Source organism: Streptomyces sp. cmx-4-9 (genome assembly GCF_046548835.1).
Taxonomy (GTDB): domain Bacteria; phylum Actinomycetota; class Actinomycetes; order Streptomycetales; family Streptomycetaceae; genus Streptomyces.
Genome location: NZ_JAEBEE010000003.1, coordinates 72,920 through 87,417, shown reverse-complemented (window position 1 = coordinate 87,417; position 14,498 = coordinate 72,920). Strand labels below are relative to the sequence as shown.

Annotated in this window: 11 protein-coding genes and 1 pseudogene; 9 read left to right on the top strand and 3 right to left on the bottom strand. The window is 72.4% G+C overall.

Annotated elements, in window-relative coordinates; all coding sequences use genetic code 11:
- Positions 1 to 44: 44 nt before the first annotated feature.
- The 3 genes from ACLJTM_RS11320 to ACLJTM_RS11310 all read left to right on the top strand — a co-directional run bounded on the left by ACLJTM_RS11320 (position 45) and on the right by ACLJTM_RS11310 (position 4,040).
- Positions 45 to 1,250, top strand: a complete 1,206-nt coding sequence (locus tag ACLJTM_RS11320; protein ID WP_411103382.1) for a DUF2786 domain-containing protein — start codon at positions 45 to 47, stop codon at positions 1,248 to 1,250.
- Between the two features lie 380 nt (positions 1,251 to 1,630).
- A complete protein-coding gene (locus ACLJTM_RS11315) occupies positions 1,631 to 3,676 on the top strand; it encodes an FUSC family protein (RefSeq protein WP_411103381.1) in 2,046 nt (681 codons plus the stop codon).
- Between the two features lie 118 nt (positions 3,677 to 3,794).
- On the top strand, positions 3,795 to 4,040 hold the full coding sequence (locus tag ACLJTM_RS11310; protein WP_411103380.1) for a DUF397 domain-containing protein: 246 nt from the start codon (positions 3,795 to 3,797) through the stop codon (positions 4,038 to 4,040).
- A 156-nt stretch (positions 4,041 to 4,196) separates the two neighbouring features.
- Here ACLJTM_RS11310 and ACLJTM_RS11305 read toward each other — a convergent pair whose 3' ends face one another.
- Entirely contained in the window at positions 4,197 to 4,685 is a 489-nt protein-coding gene (locus ACLJTM_RS11305) for an ATP-binding protein (protein ID WP_411103379.1), read from the bottom strand.
- 345 nt (positions 4,686 to 5,030) lie between these two features.
- Here ACLJTM_RS11305 and ACLJTM_RS11300 point away from each other — a divergent pair, with 345 nt between their 5' ends.
- The 6 genes and pseudogenes from ACLJTM_RS11300 to ACLJTM_RS11275 form a co-directional block, all read left to right on the top strand.
- Complete coding sequence (locus ACLJTM_RS11300) at positions 5,031 to 5,909, top strand: helix-turn-helix domain-containing protein (RefSeq protein WP_411103378.1); 879 nt, start codon at positions 5,031 to 5,033, stop codon at positions 5,907 to 5,909.
- A gap of 89 nt (positions 5,910 to 5,998) precedes the next feature.
- Positions 5,999 to 7,456 (top strand): aldehyde dehydrogenase family protein, encoded by a 1,458-nt coding sequence (locus ACLJTM_RS11295; RefSeq protein ID WP_411103377.1) that lies wholly within the window; start codon positions 5,999 to 6,001, stop codon positions 7,454 to 7,456.
- A gap of 103 nt (positions 7,457 to 7,559) precedes the next feature.
- A complete protein-coding gene (gene mrdA, locus ACLJTM_RS11290) occupies positions 7,560 to 9,647 on the top strand; it encodes a penicillin-binding protein 2 (protein ID WP_411103376.1) in 2,088 nt (695 codons plus the stop codon).
- A gap of 94 nt (positions 9,648 to 9,741) precedes the next feature.
- Positions 9,742 to 10,254, top strand: a complete 513-nt coding sequence (locus ACLJTM_RS11285) for a DinB family protein (protein ID WP_411103375.1) — start codon at positions 9,742 to 9,744, stop codon at positions 10,252 to 10,254.
- 109 nt (positions 10,255 to 10,363) lie between these two features.
- The gene (locus ACLJTM_RS11280; protein WP_411103374.1) at positions 10,364 to 11,125 is read left to right on the top strand and encodes a MerR family transcriptional regulator; all 762 of its coding nucleotides are present in this window, start codon (positions 10,364 to 10,366) and stop codon (positions 11,123 to 11,125) included.
- A gap of 130 nt (positions 11,126 to 11,255) precedes the next feature.
- Positions 11,256 to 11,933: pseudogene (locus ACLJTM_RS11275) on the top strand (VTT domain-containing protein); the annotation flags it as partial.
- A 161-nt stretch (positions 11,934 to 12,094) separates the two neighbouring features.
- On the opposite strand, the gene ACLJTM_RS11270 reads toward ACLJTM_RS11275, so the two are convergent.
- Both ACLJTM_RS11270 and ACLJTM_RS11265 read right to left on the bottom strand, forming a co-directional pair.
- Entirely contained in the window at positions 12,095 to 13,735 is a 1,641-nt protein-coding gene (locus tag ACLJTM_RS11270) for a threonine/serine exporter ThrE family protein (protein ID WP_411103373.1), read from the bottom strand.
- A 222-nt stretch (positions 13,736 to 13,957) separates the two neighbouring features.
- Positions 13,958 to 14,452: an inorganic diphosphatase gene (locus ACLJTM_RS11265; protein WP_008742522.1), complete on the bottom strand. Its 495-nt coding sequence runs from the start codon at positions 14,450 to 14,452 to the stop codon at positions 13,958 to 13,960.
- Between the last annotated feature and the right edge of the window lie 46 nt (positions 14,453 to 14,498).

Sequence of the window (14,498 nt, the reverse complement as noted above, 5' to 3'; positions counted from 1 at the left end):
ACCGGCCGGCGGGGGCGGGGCGGCGGACATGCCAAGCTGAGGGGGTGAGCACCCCTGCCGAGACCGTCGACCGCGCCTTCGCCGCCGCCCTTTACGCCCAGGACGACACCGGGCTGGACACCGGCGCCTCGCTGCTCGCCGCCGAGCCCGGGCAGTGGGCCGGGGTGGGGCGGGAGCTGCTGGAGCGCGGGGCGGGGTACGTGCGGCAGAGCTGGGAGCGGGGCTGGCAGCCGGCTGACCTGCTGCGCCTGGTCCGGCGGGACCTGGGCGCCTCCGCGGCCGGGGAGTCCGGAGCCGAACGGCACCTGCGGATCACGGCGGACCTGATCGCCGCCGAGGGGCGCCGCTACGCCCGCCTGCCGGAGCGGTGGACGGACGCCGAGGTCTGGTGGGGCGCGGACACGGCGTACGCGGACCAGCTCGCCCGGCGCGAGCGGACGGACCGGTTCACGCTGGCCACCGCCTTCCTGGAGGTGTTCCGGCTGCTGATCCGGCTGCCCTCGATCGAGCCGGTGGGCCCGATGCCGGGTGATCCGGCCGACGCGCTGGAGCACGTCCACATCGAGCCGCGCATGCTGGGCCGGATCCGCGCACTGCTCGCGAAGGCCGAGGCGACCACCTTCCCGGAGGAGGCGGAGGCCCTCAGTGCGAAGGCCCAGGAGCTGATGGCCCGGCACACCGTGGACGAGGCGCTGCTGGCCGCGCGCGGCGGCGGCCCGGTGCGGGTCCCGGGGGCCTGCCGGATCGGTGTCGAGCCGCCGTACGAGGAGGCGAAGGCGGTGCTGCTGGACGCGGTGGCCACGGCCAACCGCTGCCGGGCGGTGTGGAACAGCGGCTTCGGGTTCTCCACCGTGGTCGGTTTCGAGAGCGACCTGGAGGCGGTGGAACTGCTGTATACCTCGCTGCTGGTGCAGGGTACGGCGGCGATGACCCGCGCGGAGGCCGCGCAGCGGTCGGGCGGTCGCAAGCGGACCAAGACCTTCAGGCAGTCCTTCCTGCTGGCCTACGCCAGCCGCCTGGGACACCGGCTCGCCGAGACCGCGGAGCACGCGGCCACCGGGGCGCCGGACAACCTGCCCGCGCTGGTGGCCCGGGACGTGGCGGTCACCTCGCGGGCCGAGGAGATGTTCCCGCGGACCACGACCACCCGGCTGCGCGGCGCGACCGACCATGCGGGCTGGGAGGACGGCACCGCCGCCGCGGACCGCGCCCACATGGGCGGCACCCGGCCCCCGCTGCCCCGCGGCTGAGCCGTCGCCCCCCGGCCGCCGCCGCTCCCGGCCGTCGCCCCCCGGCCGGCCCGCGCCCCCCGGCCGCCGCCGCTCCCGGCCGTCGCCCCCCGGCCGGCCCGCGCCCCCGGCCGCCGCCGCTCCCGGCCGTCGCCCCCCGGCCGGCCCGCGCCCCCCGGCCGCCGCCGCTCCCGGCCGTCGCCCCCCGGCCGGCCCGCGCCCCCCGGCCGCCGCCGCTCCCTGCCGGCCCGCGCTCCTGCCGGCCCGCGCCCCGGCCGGCCCGCGCCCCGACCGGAACGTCGGCCGCGGCGCGGGCCCGCTTCGGGGAGCGCCGCCGCCGCAGGCGTCCGCGCGCTGCCGACATGTCCGAAGAAGTCCTGAAAAACGTTAGGCTCGGCGCCATGAGCTGGCTCCGGGCCCTGAAGCACACCGCCCGGTCGGGCGTGAAGGTCGAGCGGACCCGTCTGGAGCCGCTGGTCGCGCTGCGCGCCGCCGCCGGGCTCGCGATCGTCATCGCCGCGGGACTGGCCCTCCTCGGACCGGGTTCCGCGGCCAGCTCCGCCTTCGGCGCCTTCATGGCCGCCATCGCGAGCTTCCAGCAGAGCTGGCGGCCGCGTCCCGTCCTCGCCCTCGCCTCGGGGCTGACCCTGGCCGTCTCCACCTTCGTGGGCTACCTCGTCGGCTCCTCGCACACCACGCTGTTCCTCGCGCTCCTCGCCGTGTGGACCTTCGCCGCGGGGCTGCTGTGGGCGGCCGGCCCCACGGCCGGGATCATCGCCTCCAGCAATGTCGCGATCATGCTGGTCACCGTCACCCTGCCGACCTCCGTGGCCCAGGCGGCCGGGCACGCCGCGATGATCGCCGCCGGCGGGGTGGTCCAGGCCCTGCTGATCGTGCTCTTCCCCGTCCGCCGCTGGGGCGCCCAGCGCGATGCGCTGGCCGACGCCCTCGCCGCCGAGGCCGACTACGCCCGCCGGCTGCGCCACGACCCGCACGCCCCCTTCGACCCCCAGCCGCTGATGCGGGCCCGGGCGGCCGCCACCGTCACCGCCCGCCAGGCCCGCCGGCGGCCGGCCGAGCTGCACGGGGCGCGCGGGCTGGCCGAGCGGATCCGCCCCGTGCTGGCCTCGCTCGCCGACCCCGCCGCGGGGGCACCGGCCGAAGGCCCTGAGCGCGACCGGGTACGGGAACTGCTCGCCGCCGCCGGGTCCGTGCTGGACGCCGCCGCGCGGACCATCCGGCACGGGGAGCCCGTACGGCTGCCCGCGCCCGCCCTCGCGGTCCTCAGGTCACCCGACACCCCGGACCTGCTGGCGGGGCCGCCGCTGCGGGCCGCGCGCCGGCTCGCCGCGCTGCTGGACGACGTACTGGAGACGGCCCGGCCCGGCACCGGGCGCAGGGCCGATCCCGAGGAGTCGATGCTGCGCCCCACCCTGTGGCGGCTGGTGCCGGTGGTCCTGGCGTCCGTACGGGCCGAACTGCGGCCGGACTCACCGGTCCTGCGGCACGCCGTGCGCATCACCGCGGTCACCTGCGCGGGCCTGGTGATCGGCCGGGCGCTGCCGCTGGGACACGCCTACTGGGCGCCGATGGCCTCCGTGATGGTGATGCGGCCCGACTTCACGCAGACCTACTCCCGCGCCGTGGCCCGCTTCACCGGCACCCTGGTCGGGGTGGCGGTGGCCACCGGGGTGGTGCAGCTGGCCCACCCGGGCATGTACCTGTCCGGCTTCCTCGCGGTGGTCAGCGCGGGGCTCATGTACGTCCTGATGCGCACCGGGTACGCCGTCGCGCAGGTGTTCGTCTCCGCGTACGTGGTGTTCCTGCTCGGCATGGGCGGGGTCCGCTGGGACCAGACCGTGCCCGACCGGGTCGCCCTCACCCTGGTCGGGGGGCTGCTCGCGATGCTCGCGTACGCGCTCTACCCGGCCTGGGAGACCCCGCGGCTGCGGACCCGCCTCGCCGACTGGATCGCCGCGAACGGCCGGTACGCGGCCGCCGTGCTCGGCCAGTACGCCGATCCGGCCGGGGCCCGCCGCGCCGATGTCCGGGAGGCCCTGCTGGCTGCCCGGGACGCCCGCATCGCCTGGCACGAGGCGGTGGACCGGGCGGCCGGGGAGCCGGTGCGCCACCGCGGGCTGTCCCGGGCGGCCGCCGACGCGGCCGGGGAGGCGCTGCCCGCCCTGGGCCGCAGCGCCATGCTGCTGGAGGCGCACCTCCCGGAGCGGGCCCATGCGCCGGTGCCGGAGGCGGCCCGGCTGGCCGAGGCGCTGCGCAAGTCCACCGAGGCGGGGGCGAGGGAGGTCCGGGAGGGCCGGGTCCCGCAATGGGACGAGGTGAGGGCCCTGCTGGAGGACGGGGACGGGCCGCGGACGGCGGTGCTGCGCGGGGCCGCCGAGCGGTTCCTGGGATCGCTCGACGAGGTGTCCCGGGCGCTGCGCTCCTGAGGCGGTCGCTTTGGTGATCAGGAGGGCACCCTCCGTGCACGTGCATCTGCCCATGCAGGCGTTGAGGAACACAGCTATGATCCGGTGCAGTTGACATCTGCACTATCGGGGGCTTCCTGTGGACCACGCGTACAACGGGATGGCAGCTGCAGAACTCGCTTCCTTGTTTGAGCTGACGTGGCAGAAGAGCAGACACAGCAATTCGCAGGGCTCGTGCGTGGAGTTCGCGAGACTGCCCGGCGGCGACGTCGCCATGCGCAACTCGCGCTTCCCGGACGGGCCGGCGCTCGTGTACACGCCGGCCGAGATCCAGGCCCTGCTGCTGGGGGTCAAGGACGGCGAGTTCGACCACCTGATCGCCTGACGTCCTGATCGTCCGATCGCCTGACCGGCGACGGCACAGCGGACCGGATCAAGCCATGCACGTGCACCGGCCGGGATCGATCGCACGGATCGGTCCCGGCCGGTGCACGTGTGCGTGCGGCCACCGGCGCGCGCCGGGGCGGCTCCCCGGCAGGCCTCAGTCGTGGAGCAGGAAGAGCGCCCAGACCACCTTGCCGGTCAGCCGTCCCGCGAGCGGGTGCCAGCCCCAACTGTCGCTGTAGGAGTCGACCAGGAAGAGCCCGCGCCCGGACTCCAGGTCGACGTTCTCCTCCGTGCGCTCCGGCGAGAACGCCCCGCCGGGCCGCTCCTCGCTGGGGTCGCGCACCGCGCACACCAGGCGGGTGCTCCACCGCATCAGGTGCAGCCGTACCGGCGGCTCCGCCTCGCCGCCCGCACCCCGCACGTCCTGCGGCAGGGCGTGGCGCAGCGCGTTGGTGACCAGCTCGGAGACCACCAGGGCCACGTCGTCGAACCGTTCGTCGAGGCCCCACTGGGACAGCGTCGAACGGCAGAAAGAGCGGGCGCCCCGCACCGCCTCGAAGCGGGCGGGCAGAGCGCAGGAGGCGGACCCGGAGACAGCCGTGGGGTCGACCGGGGGAAGCCCCTGCCGTAACGGCTCGAGCATGGTCGATCCATTCGTCCCCATGCGAGGCACTCCCGGGATTCGCGGGCGGAGCGGCGGCTCCGTCCAAAGAGAACTGCGGGGTGGGTCCGGCGCCGGCGCGAAGAGCACGCAGGTGCGCGGCACCATCGTTCCGAATGCCGGAGCCGGATGCAAGGGCAGATGCACGTGCACGCGCCGGACGTGTCCCCTCACGTGACGGTTCTTGCTCATTTCTTCCTACGTCTCCTGGCGGACTTCTTTTCCAGGAGGCGGGATTCCGTTACGGAACGAGTACGGGCCGATGCGTTTTGGTGGCAGACTGCGGCCTTTGGGGTACGGGGGCCCCGCGACGCGCACGCCATTGCGATGGGGAGGGCAGTACGAGTGACCGCAGAAGCCAGCGGTTCTGTGGTGCGCCGCATCCTCCTGGGCTCTCAGCTCAGGCGACTCCGAGAATCCCGCGGCATCACCCGTGAGGCAGCCGGCTACTCGATCCGCGCATCCGAATCGAAGATCAGCCGCTTGGAGTTGGGAAGGGTGAGCTTCAAGGCCAGGGACGTCGAGGACCTCCTCACGCTCTACGGGGTCACGGACACCTCCGAACGCGAGTCCCTGCTGGGGCTGGTGCGCGAGGCCAACGCGACCGGCTGGTGGCACAGTTACGGAGACGTGCTGCCGGGGTGGTTCCAGACGTACATCGGTCTGGAGGGCGCCGCCTCGCTCATCCGGATCTACGAGGTCCAGTTCGTCCACGGCCTGCTGCAGACCGAGGCCTACGCCCACGCCGTCGTCAGCCGCGGCATGCCGGGGGCCACCGCGGCCGAGATCGACCGCCGGGTGGCGCTGCGCCTGGAGCGCCAGAAGGTCCTGGTCTCCGAGAGCGCCCCCGTCTTCCACGCCGTCCTCGACGAGGCCGCGCTGCGCCGCCCGTACGGGGACCGCGACGTCATGCGCGGTCAGCTGGAGCACCTCATCGAGGTCTCGCAGCGGCCCAACGTGCAGCTGCAGGTGATGCCCTTCTCCTTCGGCGGCCACGCGGGCGAGAGCGGAGCCTTCACCCTGCTGCGCTTCCCCGAGTCCGACCTGCAGGACATCGTCTATCTGGAACAGCTCACCAGCGCCCTCTACCTCGACAAGGACGAGGAAGTGGGTCAGTACGGGCGGGCGATGGAGCGGCTCCAGGCGGACTGCCCGGACCCCGACCGGACCAGGGATCTTCTGCGGGGCCTGCTCCAACTGTCTTGATTCGCACGTAGTATGACGTCTGATCAGTGCATGACGACCGATCGGTCTCCGGTGCAGCGCAAGGGTGCGCGCTCGCAGTAAGGGATGGCATGTCCATATTCACCGACCTGGCTCACCAGTACATCGACGGCGAATGGCTGGCCGGCACCGGTTCGTGGGACATCATCGACGTCAACCCCTACAACGGGGAGAAGCTCGCGGCCATCACGGTGGCCACCGTCGAGCAGGTGGACCAGGCCTACCGCGGCGCCGAGCGCGCCCAGCGTGAATGGGCCGCCACCAGCCCCTATGCGAGACGCGCGGTCCTGGAACGCGCCCTGCTCCTCACCGCGGAGCGGGAGAAGGAGATCGTCGAGGCGATGATCGACGAGCTCGGCGGGACCCGCCCCAAGGCCGAGTACGAGGTCCACCTCGCCATGGAGTTCCTGCGCGAGTCGGTCCAGCTGGCGGTCCGCCCCGAGGGCAGGATCCTTGCCTCGCCGGTCGAGGGCAAGGAGAACCGGGTCCAGCGGCTGCCCGTCGGCGTGGTCACCGTCATCAGCCCCTTCAACTTCCCCTTCCTGGTCACCCTGAAGTCGGTCGCCCCCGCCCTCGCCCTGGGCAACGCGGTCGTGATCAAGCCGAACCAGAACGCCCCGGTCGTCGGCGGCGGGGTCATCGCCAAGATCTTCGAGGATGCGGGCCTGCCGGCCGGGCTGCTGAACGTCCTGGTCACCGACATCGCCGAGATCGGCGACGCGCTGCTGACCCACCCCGTCCCCAAGGTGATCTCCTTCGCGGGCTCGGACCGGGTCGGCCGCCACGTGGGCGCGGTCGCCGCCCGCCACTTCAAGCGGACCGTCCTGGAACTCAGCGGCAACAGCGCGCTGGTCGTCCTCGACGACGCCGACCTCGACTACGCGGTGGACGCGGCCGTCTTCAGCCGGTTCGTCTACCAGGGCCAGGTCTGCATGGCCGCGAACCGCATCCTGGTCGACGCCTCGGTCGCCGAGGAGTTCACCGCGAAGTTCACCGCCCGGGTGCGGGCCCTGAAGACCGGCGACCCGCACGAGGCGGGCACCCACATCGGCCCGCTCATCAACTCCTTCCAGGCCGACGCACTGACCGCGCTGGTGGACCGGGCCCTGGAGGAGGGCGCACAGGCGCTGGTCCGCGGCTCCACGCGCGGCAACCTGGTCGAACCCACCGTGCTGGCCGGGATCCCGGAGGACTCCCCGCTGCTCGGCCAGGAGATCTTCGGCCCGGTGGCGCTGCTGGTGGTCTTCGACGGCGAGGAGGAGGCCGTGCGGCTGACCAACGCCACCCCTTACGGGCTCAGCGGCGCCGTGCACACCCGGGACGTGGAGCGCGGCGTCCGCTTCGCCCAGCGGATCGAGACCGGCATGATCCACGTCAACGACTCGACCATCGGCGACGAGCCGCTGGCGGCCTTCGGCGGCGAGAAGGCCTCGGGCCTCGGGCGGCTGAACGGCGAGGCCACGGTCGAGGCCTTCACCACCCAGAAGTGGATCTCGGTCCAGCACGGCCGTTCCCGCTTCCCGTTCTAGGCCGTCTCCTTCGACCCGGGGCCGCGCACCCGGCCCGGGACGGGCCCGGTCACCGCACTAGACTCGGGCGGGCGTACGCCGCAGCCGCCCGGGGGAGAGCACGTTGAGCAACATACCGGAGACCGGCCGGACCCCTCGGGTCCAGAACCGGCTCGTCGTCATCCAGGTCGTGGTCTTCTCCCTGCTCCTCACCCTCGGCGGGCGGCTCTGGTACCTCCAGATACGCAACGGCCAGGAGTACACGGACGAGGCCAAGAACAACCACGTCCAGCAGGTGGTCCAGCCCGCCGTGCGCGGCTCCATCCTCGACTCCCGCGGGGTCCCGCTCGCCGACAACGCCACCCACCTCGTGGTGTCCGCGAGCCGCACCGAGCTGCTCACGATGAAGGACAAGGGCAAGTCCGTCCTGACCCGCCTCGCGGGCGTCCTCGGCGTGGACCCCCAGGAGGTCCTCGACAAGGTCCGGCTGTGTGACGCGAAGACCCCGCAGCCGTGCTGGAACGGCTCCCCGTACCAGCCCATCCCGGTCAGCGACGAGGCCACCACCGAGCAGGCCCTGCAGATCCGGGAGCACCCCGGCGACTTCCCGGGGATCACCGCCGAGCCGACCGCGCTGCGGCGCTACGCGGGACCGGACGGCGCCAACACCTCCCAGGTGCTGGGCTACCTCTCGCCGGTGACCGACGAGGAGATCGCCAAGGCGAAGAACAGCGACTCCCCCTACCTGCGCTCCGACCAGGTGGGCCGCTCGGGCCTGGAGCGGACGTACGACAAGGAGCTGCGCGGGAAGGCCGGCGTCACCCGCTACGAGGTGGACAACCTCGGGCGGGTCACCGGCGAGGCCGACAGCGACCGGTCGCTGCCCGGATCGAACGTGGTGACCTCGATCGACTCGCGGGTGCAGGCCGTCGCCGAGCGCGAGCTGAACAACGCGATGATCGACGCCCGCAAGACCTACGACAAGAACACCCGCCGCAACTACGAGGCGGACTCGGGGGCGGTCGTGGTCATGGAGTCCAAGACCGGCCGCATCGTGGCCATGGCCTCCAACCCGACCTACGACCCGAACGCCTGGGTGGGCGGCATCTCCGGCAGGGACTACGCGGCCCTGACCGACAAGGACTCCAACCACCCGCTGCTGAACCGGGCCATCCAGGCCCAGGCGGCGCCGGGCTCCATCTTCAAGGTGGTCTCCTCGACGGCCGCGGTCAACGCCGGCTACCCCTTCGACCGCCGCTACCCCTGCCCCAGTTCGTACTCGGTGGGCAGCCAGACCTTCACGAACTTCGAGTCCCAGGGCTACGGCGACATCACCATCGGCCGCGCCCTGGAGGTCTCCTGCGACACGGTCTACTACGCCATCGCCGACCAGGAGTGGAAGAAGGACGGCGGCATCAACCCCAAGAAGAACCCGGGCGACTGGTTCCTGAAGACCGCCCACGAGTTCGGCCTGGGCAAGCGCACCGGCGTCGACCTGCCGAACGAAGTGCCCGGCCGGGTGCCCGACCGGCAGTGGAAGCAGGAGTTCTTCGACGCGAACAAGGCCGCCTGGTGCCGTGACGGCAAGAAGAACGGCACCTTCGCCGAGAAGATCGCCTACGAGAACTGCCGCCAGGGCAACCAGCTGCGCGAGGGCGACGCCATCAACTACTCGATCGGGCAGGGCGACACCCTGGTCACCCCGATCCAGATGGCCTCCGTCTACGCGGCCATTGCCAACGGCGGCACCCTGCACCAGCCCAGCATCGGCAAGGCCGTGGTCAGCGCGGACGGCACCTCCGTCCAGGAGATCGCGCCGAAGGAACGGGGCAAGCTGCCCATGGACGCCGAGCTGCGCGACGACATCGACGGGGCCCTCGCCTCGGTGGCCACCACCGGCAGCGCCGCCTGGCGCTTCGGCGGCTGGCCGCAGAAGCAGATCCCGATGCACGCGAAGACCGGCACCGCGGAGGTCCAGGGCAAGCAGACGACCTCCTGGTTCGCCTCGTACACCGAGGACTACTCCATCGTCATGACCATCTCCCAGGGCGGCACCGGCTCCGGCGCCTCCGGGCCGGCCGTCCGCAAGATCTACGAGGCGATGTACGGGCTCGACCCGACGGGACGGCAGGACCTCGCCAAGGCCCTGTTGCCGAAGCCCGCGACCGCGCTGCCCGCGATCCGGCCGGACGAGGAGAACACGGCCCGGTGAACCCCAATGAGGACAGGAACTGACCGCATCCCTTCGTAGCGTGGTCCTTGTCAGCCGGAGACGGCACGGGAAGCACGGAAGAAGGCGGTCGGTCATGGCTCAGGTGTCCACGGAGGTCCCCGGTGACGAGCGCGGCACGCTCCTCGCGTTCGTCGAGGCGCAGCGCACCGCCCTGCGCGAGGCAGCCGAGGGGCTGACCGAGGAGCAGGCGGCGAGCCGCCCCAGCGTCAGCGAGCTCTCGCTGTCCGGGCTGCTCAAGCACGCGGCGGAGTGCGAGCTCAACTGGCTGCGGATGGCCCAGCAGCGGCCCAACGAGCGCGGGCGCGACGCGGAGAGCTGGGGCGACGCCTTCCGCCTCGTCGAGGGCGAGTCGGTGGCGCAGGTCCTCGGCTTCTGGGAGGAGGTCGCGCAGGAGACGGCGGCCTTCATCGCGGCCGTCCCCAGCCTCGACGACTCCTTCCCGCTGCCGCCGGCGCCCTGGTTCCCCGCGGACGCGAAGGTCTCGATGCGCTGGCTGCTGCTGCACCTCGTGGAGGAGTTCGCCCGGCACGCCGGCCATGCGGACATCGTCCGCGAGTCCATCGACGGCACCCGCGCCATGGGCTGAGCCACGGCCCCGGTCCGGGGGCCCCGGCCGGCCGGGGCCCTCGGGCTTGCACCTCACGCCGCGTGAGGCGCCACAGTGAAGGGCGTCAACCGACCAGGAGGAGTGGAAGATGACGGGCTACTCCGTGGGACAGGTCGCCGCCTTCGCCGGGATCACGGTGCGCACCCTGCACCACTACGACGGCATCGGGCTGCTCTGCCCGAGCGGCCGCAGCCACGCCGGACACCGGCGGTACGAGGACGCCGACCTCGACCGGCTGCAGCGGGTCCTGTTCTACCGGGAGCTCGGCTTCCCCCTCGAAGAGGTCGCGGCCCTGCTGGACGATCCGGAGTCGGATCCGCGGGAGCAGCTGCGCCGGCAGCACGCCCTGCTGACCGGCCGGATCACCCGGCTCCAGCAGATGGCCGAGGCCGTCGAGCACGCCATGGAGGCACACAGGATGGGGATCGACCTCACGCCCGAGGAGAGGTTCGAGGTGTTCGGGGAGCAGGACCCGGGCCGGTACGCGCAGGAGGCCGAGGAGCGCTGGGGCACCACCGACGCGTACGCCGAGTCCAAGCGCCGGACCGCCTCCTACACCAAGGAGGACTGGAAGCGGATGCAGGACGAGTCCGCGGACTGGGGCCGGCGGTACGTGGAGCTCCTGGAGGCGGGCGAGCCCGCCGAGGGCGAGCGGGCCATGGACCTGGCCGAGGAGCACCGGCTGCACATCGAGGGCTGGTTCTACGCCTGCTCGCACGAGTTCCACACCTGCCTCGGCGACATGTACGTCGCGGACGAGCGGTTCACGGCCTTCTACGACGCCATGCGGCCGGGCTTCGCCGCCCATCTGAGGGACGCGATCACCGCCAACGCGGTGCGCCACGTGTAGCCGGAAGGTCACGGTTGCGACCCCCGACGGGCCCTGGAACCCGGCGGGGGTCGCGTGCGTTGATAATTGAGACCGCCCGACCCTGCCTGCCCTCGCCGGCACCCCCCCGATCCAGGAGAGTCCGGAACCCGTGTACACGCTTGCGCTCGGCCCTGAGTGGCTGTCCCCGGACTATCTGATTTCGCACTTCGGACTGATCGGCATCCTGGTCATCGTCTTCGCGGAGTCGGGACTCTTCGCGTTCCTGCCGGGGGACTCGCTGCTGTTCACAGCGGGTCTGCTCGTCGCGGACGGCCAGTACATCAAGCAGCCGCTGTGGCTGGTCTGCACGCTGATCGTGGCCGCCGCGATCATCGGCGACCAGGTCGGTTACATGATCGGCAAGTTCTTCGGCCCGAAGATCTTCAACCGCCCGAAGTCCAGGCTCTTCAAGCGGGAGAACCTCGACAAGGCCCACGAGTTCATGGACCACCACGGCCCCAAGGCCATCGTGCTCGCCCGCTTCGTGCCGATCATCCGCACCTTCGCCCCGATGGTCGCCGGCGCCGGCTCGATGAAGTACCGCACGTTCCTCACCTACAACATCATCGGCGGCATCGGCTGGGGCGCGGGCATCACCGTCGCGGGCTACTGGCTCGGCCAGATCACCTTCATCAAGGACAACGTCGAGGCCATCCTGGTGGGCATCGTCCTCATCTCGGTGATCCCGGTGGTCTTCGAGGTGCTCAAGGCCCGCAAGGAGGGCAAGGCGAAGGCCGCCGCAGCCCCCGAGGGGCCCGCCGCCGAGGGCCCCGGCCCGCAGGCCCCGGGCCAGCGCGGCCGCCACGCCAAGCGCTGACGCAGCCGGACCCGCTCGGCACTCCCGTACCGCCCCGGAGCCCCGTCAGGGCCCCGGGGCGGACGTGTGTCCGCCGGCCCGCCGGCCGGGCGGCCCCGGGCACGCCCCGCGCCCCGGCCCCGGTCCCGGCACTAGAAGCCGCGGGTGCGCTTGGCCGCCCGTCGCTTGGCGGCGCTCGCGGCGCCGGGGATGCGCATGAACAGCCGGGAGGCCTCCGAGCCGAGGTTGACCCCGATCGCGATGGCCAGCGCGACTGCCGCGGCCGTCGTCAGCGAGCCGAGACCCTCGTTGAGCCGGTTCTCGGCGATCAGCAGCAGCCCGTAGTACGTCGCCGAACCGGGCAGCAGCGGGCCGATGGCGGCCGTCACGTACGGCAGGGCGGAGGCGAAGCGGTAGCGGGAGAAGAGCTGCCCGAAGAGGCCCACCAGCCCGGCGGCGATGGCCGTGGAGGGCACGGGCGGGATGCCCCCGGCGTAGTGCAGGGCCCCGTAGGTCACCCAGGCGACCCCGCCGTTCAGCGTCACGATCAGGACGGTGGACCGCTCCTGCTGGAGCAGGATCGCGAAGGTGAACACCAGCACCATCGAGGCCGCGATCTGGATCAGCGGCCGCTGCTGGATCTGCAGCACCTCCTCCGGCCGCGGGGAGGCGTCGAATTGCAGGCCGACGTAGAGCACCACCAGTACGCCCATGATGATGCCGATGAAGAGGTACATGACCTCCAGCAGCCGGGCCGAAGCGGTGATGTAGTAGCCGGTCAGGCCGTCCTGCACGGCCGCGACCAGGGCGCGCCCGGGCAGCAGCGCGAAGAGCCCACCGGTGATCACGGCGGAGGCCTTCACCTCGATCCCCGTCATGTTCAGCGCCACCCCGAGGGCGGCCGGAGGCATCGCGGCGACCACGAACTGGTAGAACTCGGGCAGTCCGCGCCCGGCGCACAGCCAGGCCAGGCGGTCACCGAGCACCGCGCCGATCGCGGCCGCGAAGAAGACGAGGACCCCGCCGCCGACGAGCGTGGAGGCGGCCCCGGCGAGCAGTCCCGCCGAGCAGGTCAGCATCCAGCCGGGGTAGGGGTGCCGGTTGCGGCGGATCTCGGCGAGGCGGCGGTAGGCCTCCTCCAGGGAGACGTCCATGTCCGGGTTGCTGATGTCGTCCACGAGCCGGAAGACGGCCGCGAGCCGGTTGTAGTCGGTGCCGCGGCGGCGCACGGTCCGGTTCGCCGAGACGGGGTCGTCCACCAGGGAGGGCTGGTGGGTGATCGAGAGCATGGTGAAGGTGACGGTGGGCTCGCAGCGGTCCAGTCCGTAGGAGCGGGCCACCGCGAACATGGCGGCCTCCACGTCCTCCGCGCCCTCCCCGCCGGCCAGCAGCAGCTCCCCGATGCGCAGGGTCAGGTCGAGCACGCGGCCCACGGCGGGCCCGCTCTCGCTCGTGCGCTGGACGGGCTCCGGGACGGGCCGTACGTCGACCGGCATGCGCAGCATCGTGCGCATGCGGTCCTGCCAGGGGGACTCCGTCAGCCGGGCGACCGGGAAGCCGTGGGCGGGGGTGTAGGCGGGCGGCGAGTGCTGGGCGCTGTAGACGCTCGGGGTGGCGAAGGCGGACCGCTCCGGTTCCGCGGCCTGCGGCTGGGCGCCGGGCGGGACCGCGAACTCGGAGGTCGGCTGGTCCTCCTCCGGAGCCCCGGTGTCGACCCCGGGCGGCGGGGTGAAGGCACTGTGCGCCTCGTCGGACGTGGGTTTCCTGTCCTCCGCCCAGTCGGCTTCCGCCACGCGTCCTCCAGTCCGTGATCATCCGCGGTACCAGTATGCGGAACCGTTTCATCCACGTCGAAAGCAGAGCCGCGCCCCCGCGCGAGGCCGGCCCCTTGAGGGCCCCCGACGGCCCCCGGGAACGCCGCAGCGGGCGGAACCCCGAGGGGTCCCGCCCGCTGTGTGTCACGCGGGGCGCGGGGCAGTGCCCCGGCCCGTCGCAGCCCTACCGCCGAGCAGAGCTCAGTGGTGGCCGCCCTGCGCCTCAAGGCGCTTGTACGAGGCCTCGATCTCGGCCTCGGCCTCGGTGCGGCCGACCCAGTTCGCGCCCTCGACGGACTTGCCGGGCTCCAGGTCCTTGTAGACCTCGAAGAAGTGCTGGATCTCCAGGCGGTCGAACTCGGAGACGTGGTGGATGTCGCGCAGGTGCTCGACACGCGGGTCCGAGGCGGGCACGCACAGGAGCTTGTCGTCGCCGCCGGCCTCGTCCGTCATGCGGAACATGCCGATGGCGCGGCACTTGATCAGGCAGCCCGGGAAGGTGGGCTCGTCCAGGATGACCAGCGCGTCCAGCGGGTCGCCGTCCTCGCCGAGGGTGTTCTCGACGAAGCCGTAGTCGGCCGGGTAGCTGGTCGAGGTGAAGAGGCGACGGTCCAGACGGATCCGGCCGGTCTCGTGGTCCACCTCGTACTTGTTCCGCGAACCCTTGGGGATCTCGATGGTGACGTCGAACTCCACGTCCTGCTCCTCCATGATCAGCTTCATTGCTTCGAGCCTGCGTCGG

What these genes read in the sequence shown, in the direction of transcription:
- ACLJTM_RS11300 (WP_411103378.1), top strand. Translation starts at nt 5,031, where the DNA reads ATGGGGAGGGCAGTACGAGTGACCGCAGAAGCCAGCGGTTCTGTGGTG.
- ACLJTM_RS11295 (WP_411103377.1), top strand. Translation starts at nt 5,999, where the DNA reads ATGTCCATATTCACCGACCTGGCTCACCAGTACATCGACGGCGAATGG.
- ACLJTM_RS11285 (WP_411103375.1), top strand. Translation starts at nt 9,742, where the DNA reads ATGGCTCAGGTGTCCACGGAGGTCCCCGGTGACGAGCGCGGCACGCTC.
- ACLJTM_RS11315 (WP_411103381.1), top strand. Translation starts at nt 1,631, where the DNA reads ATGAGCTGGCTCCGGGCCCTGAAGCACACCGCCCGGTCGGGCGTGAAG.
- ACLJTM_RS11305 (WP_411103379.1), bottom strand. Translation starts at nt 4,685, where the DNA reads ATGCTCGAGCCGTTACGGCAGGGGCTTCCCCCGGTCGACCCCACGGCT.
- ACLJTM_RS11280 (WP_411103374.1), top strand. Translation starts at nt 10,364, where the DNA reads ATGACGGGCTACTCCGTGGGACAGGTCGCCGCCTTCGCCGGGATCACG.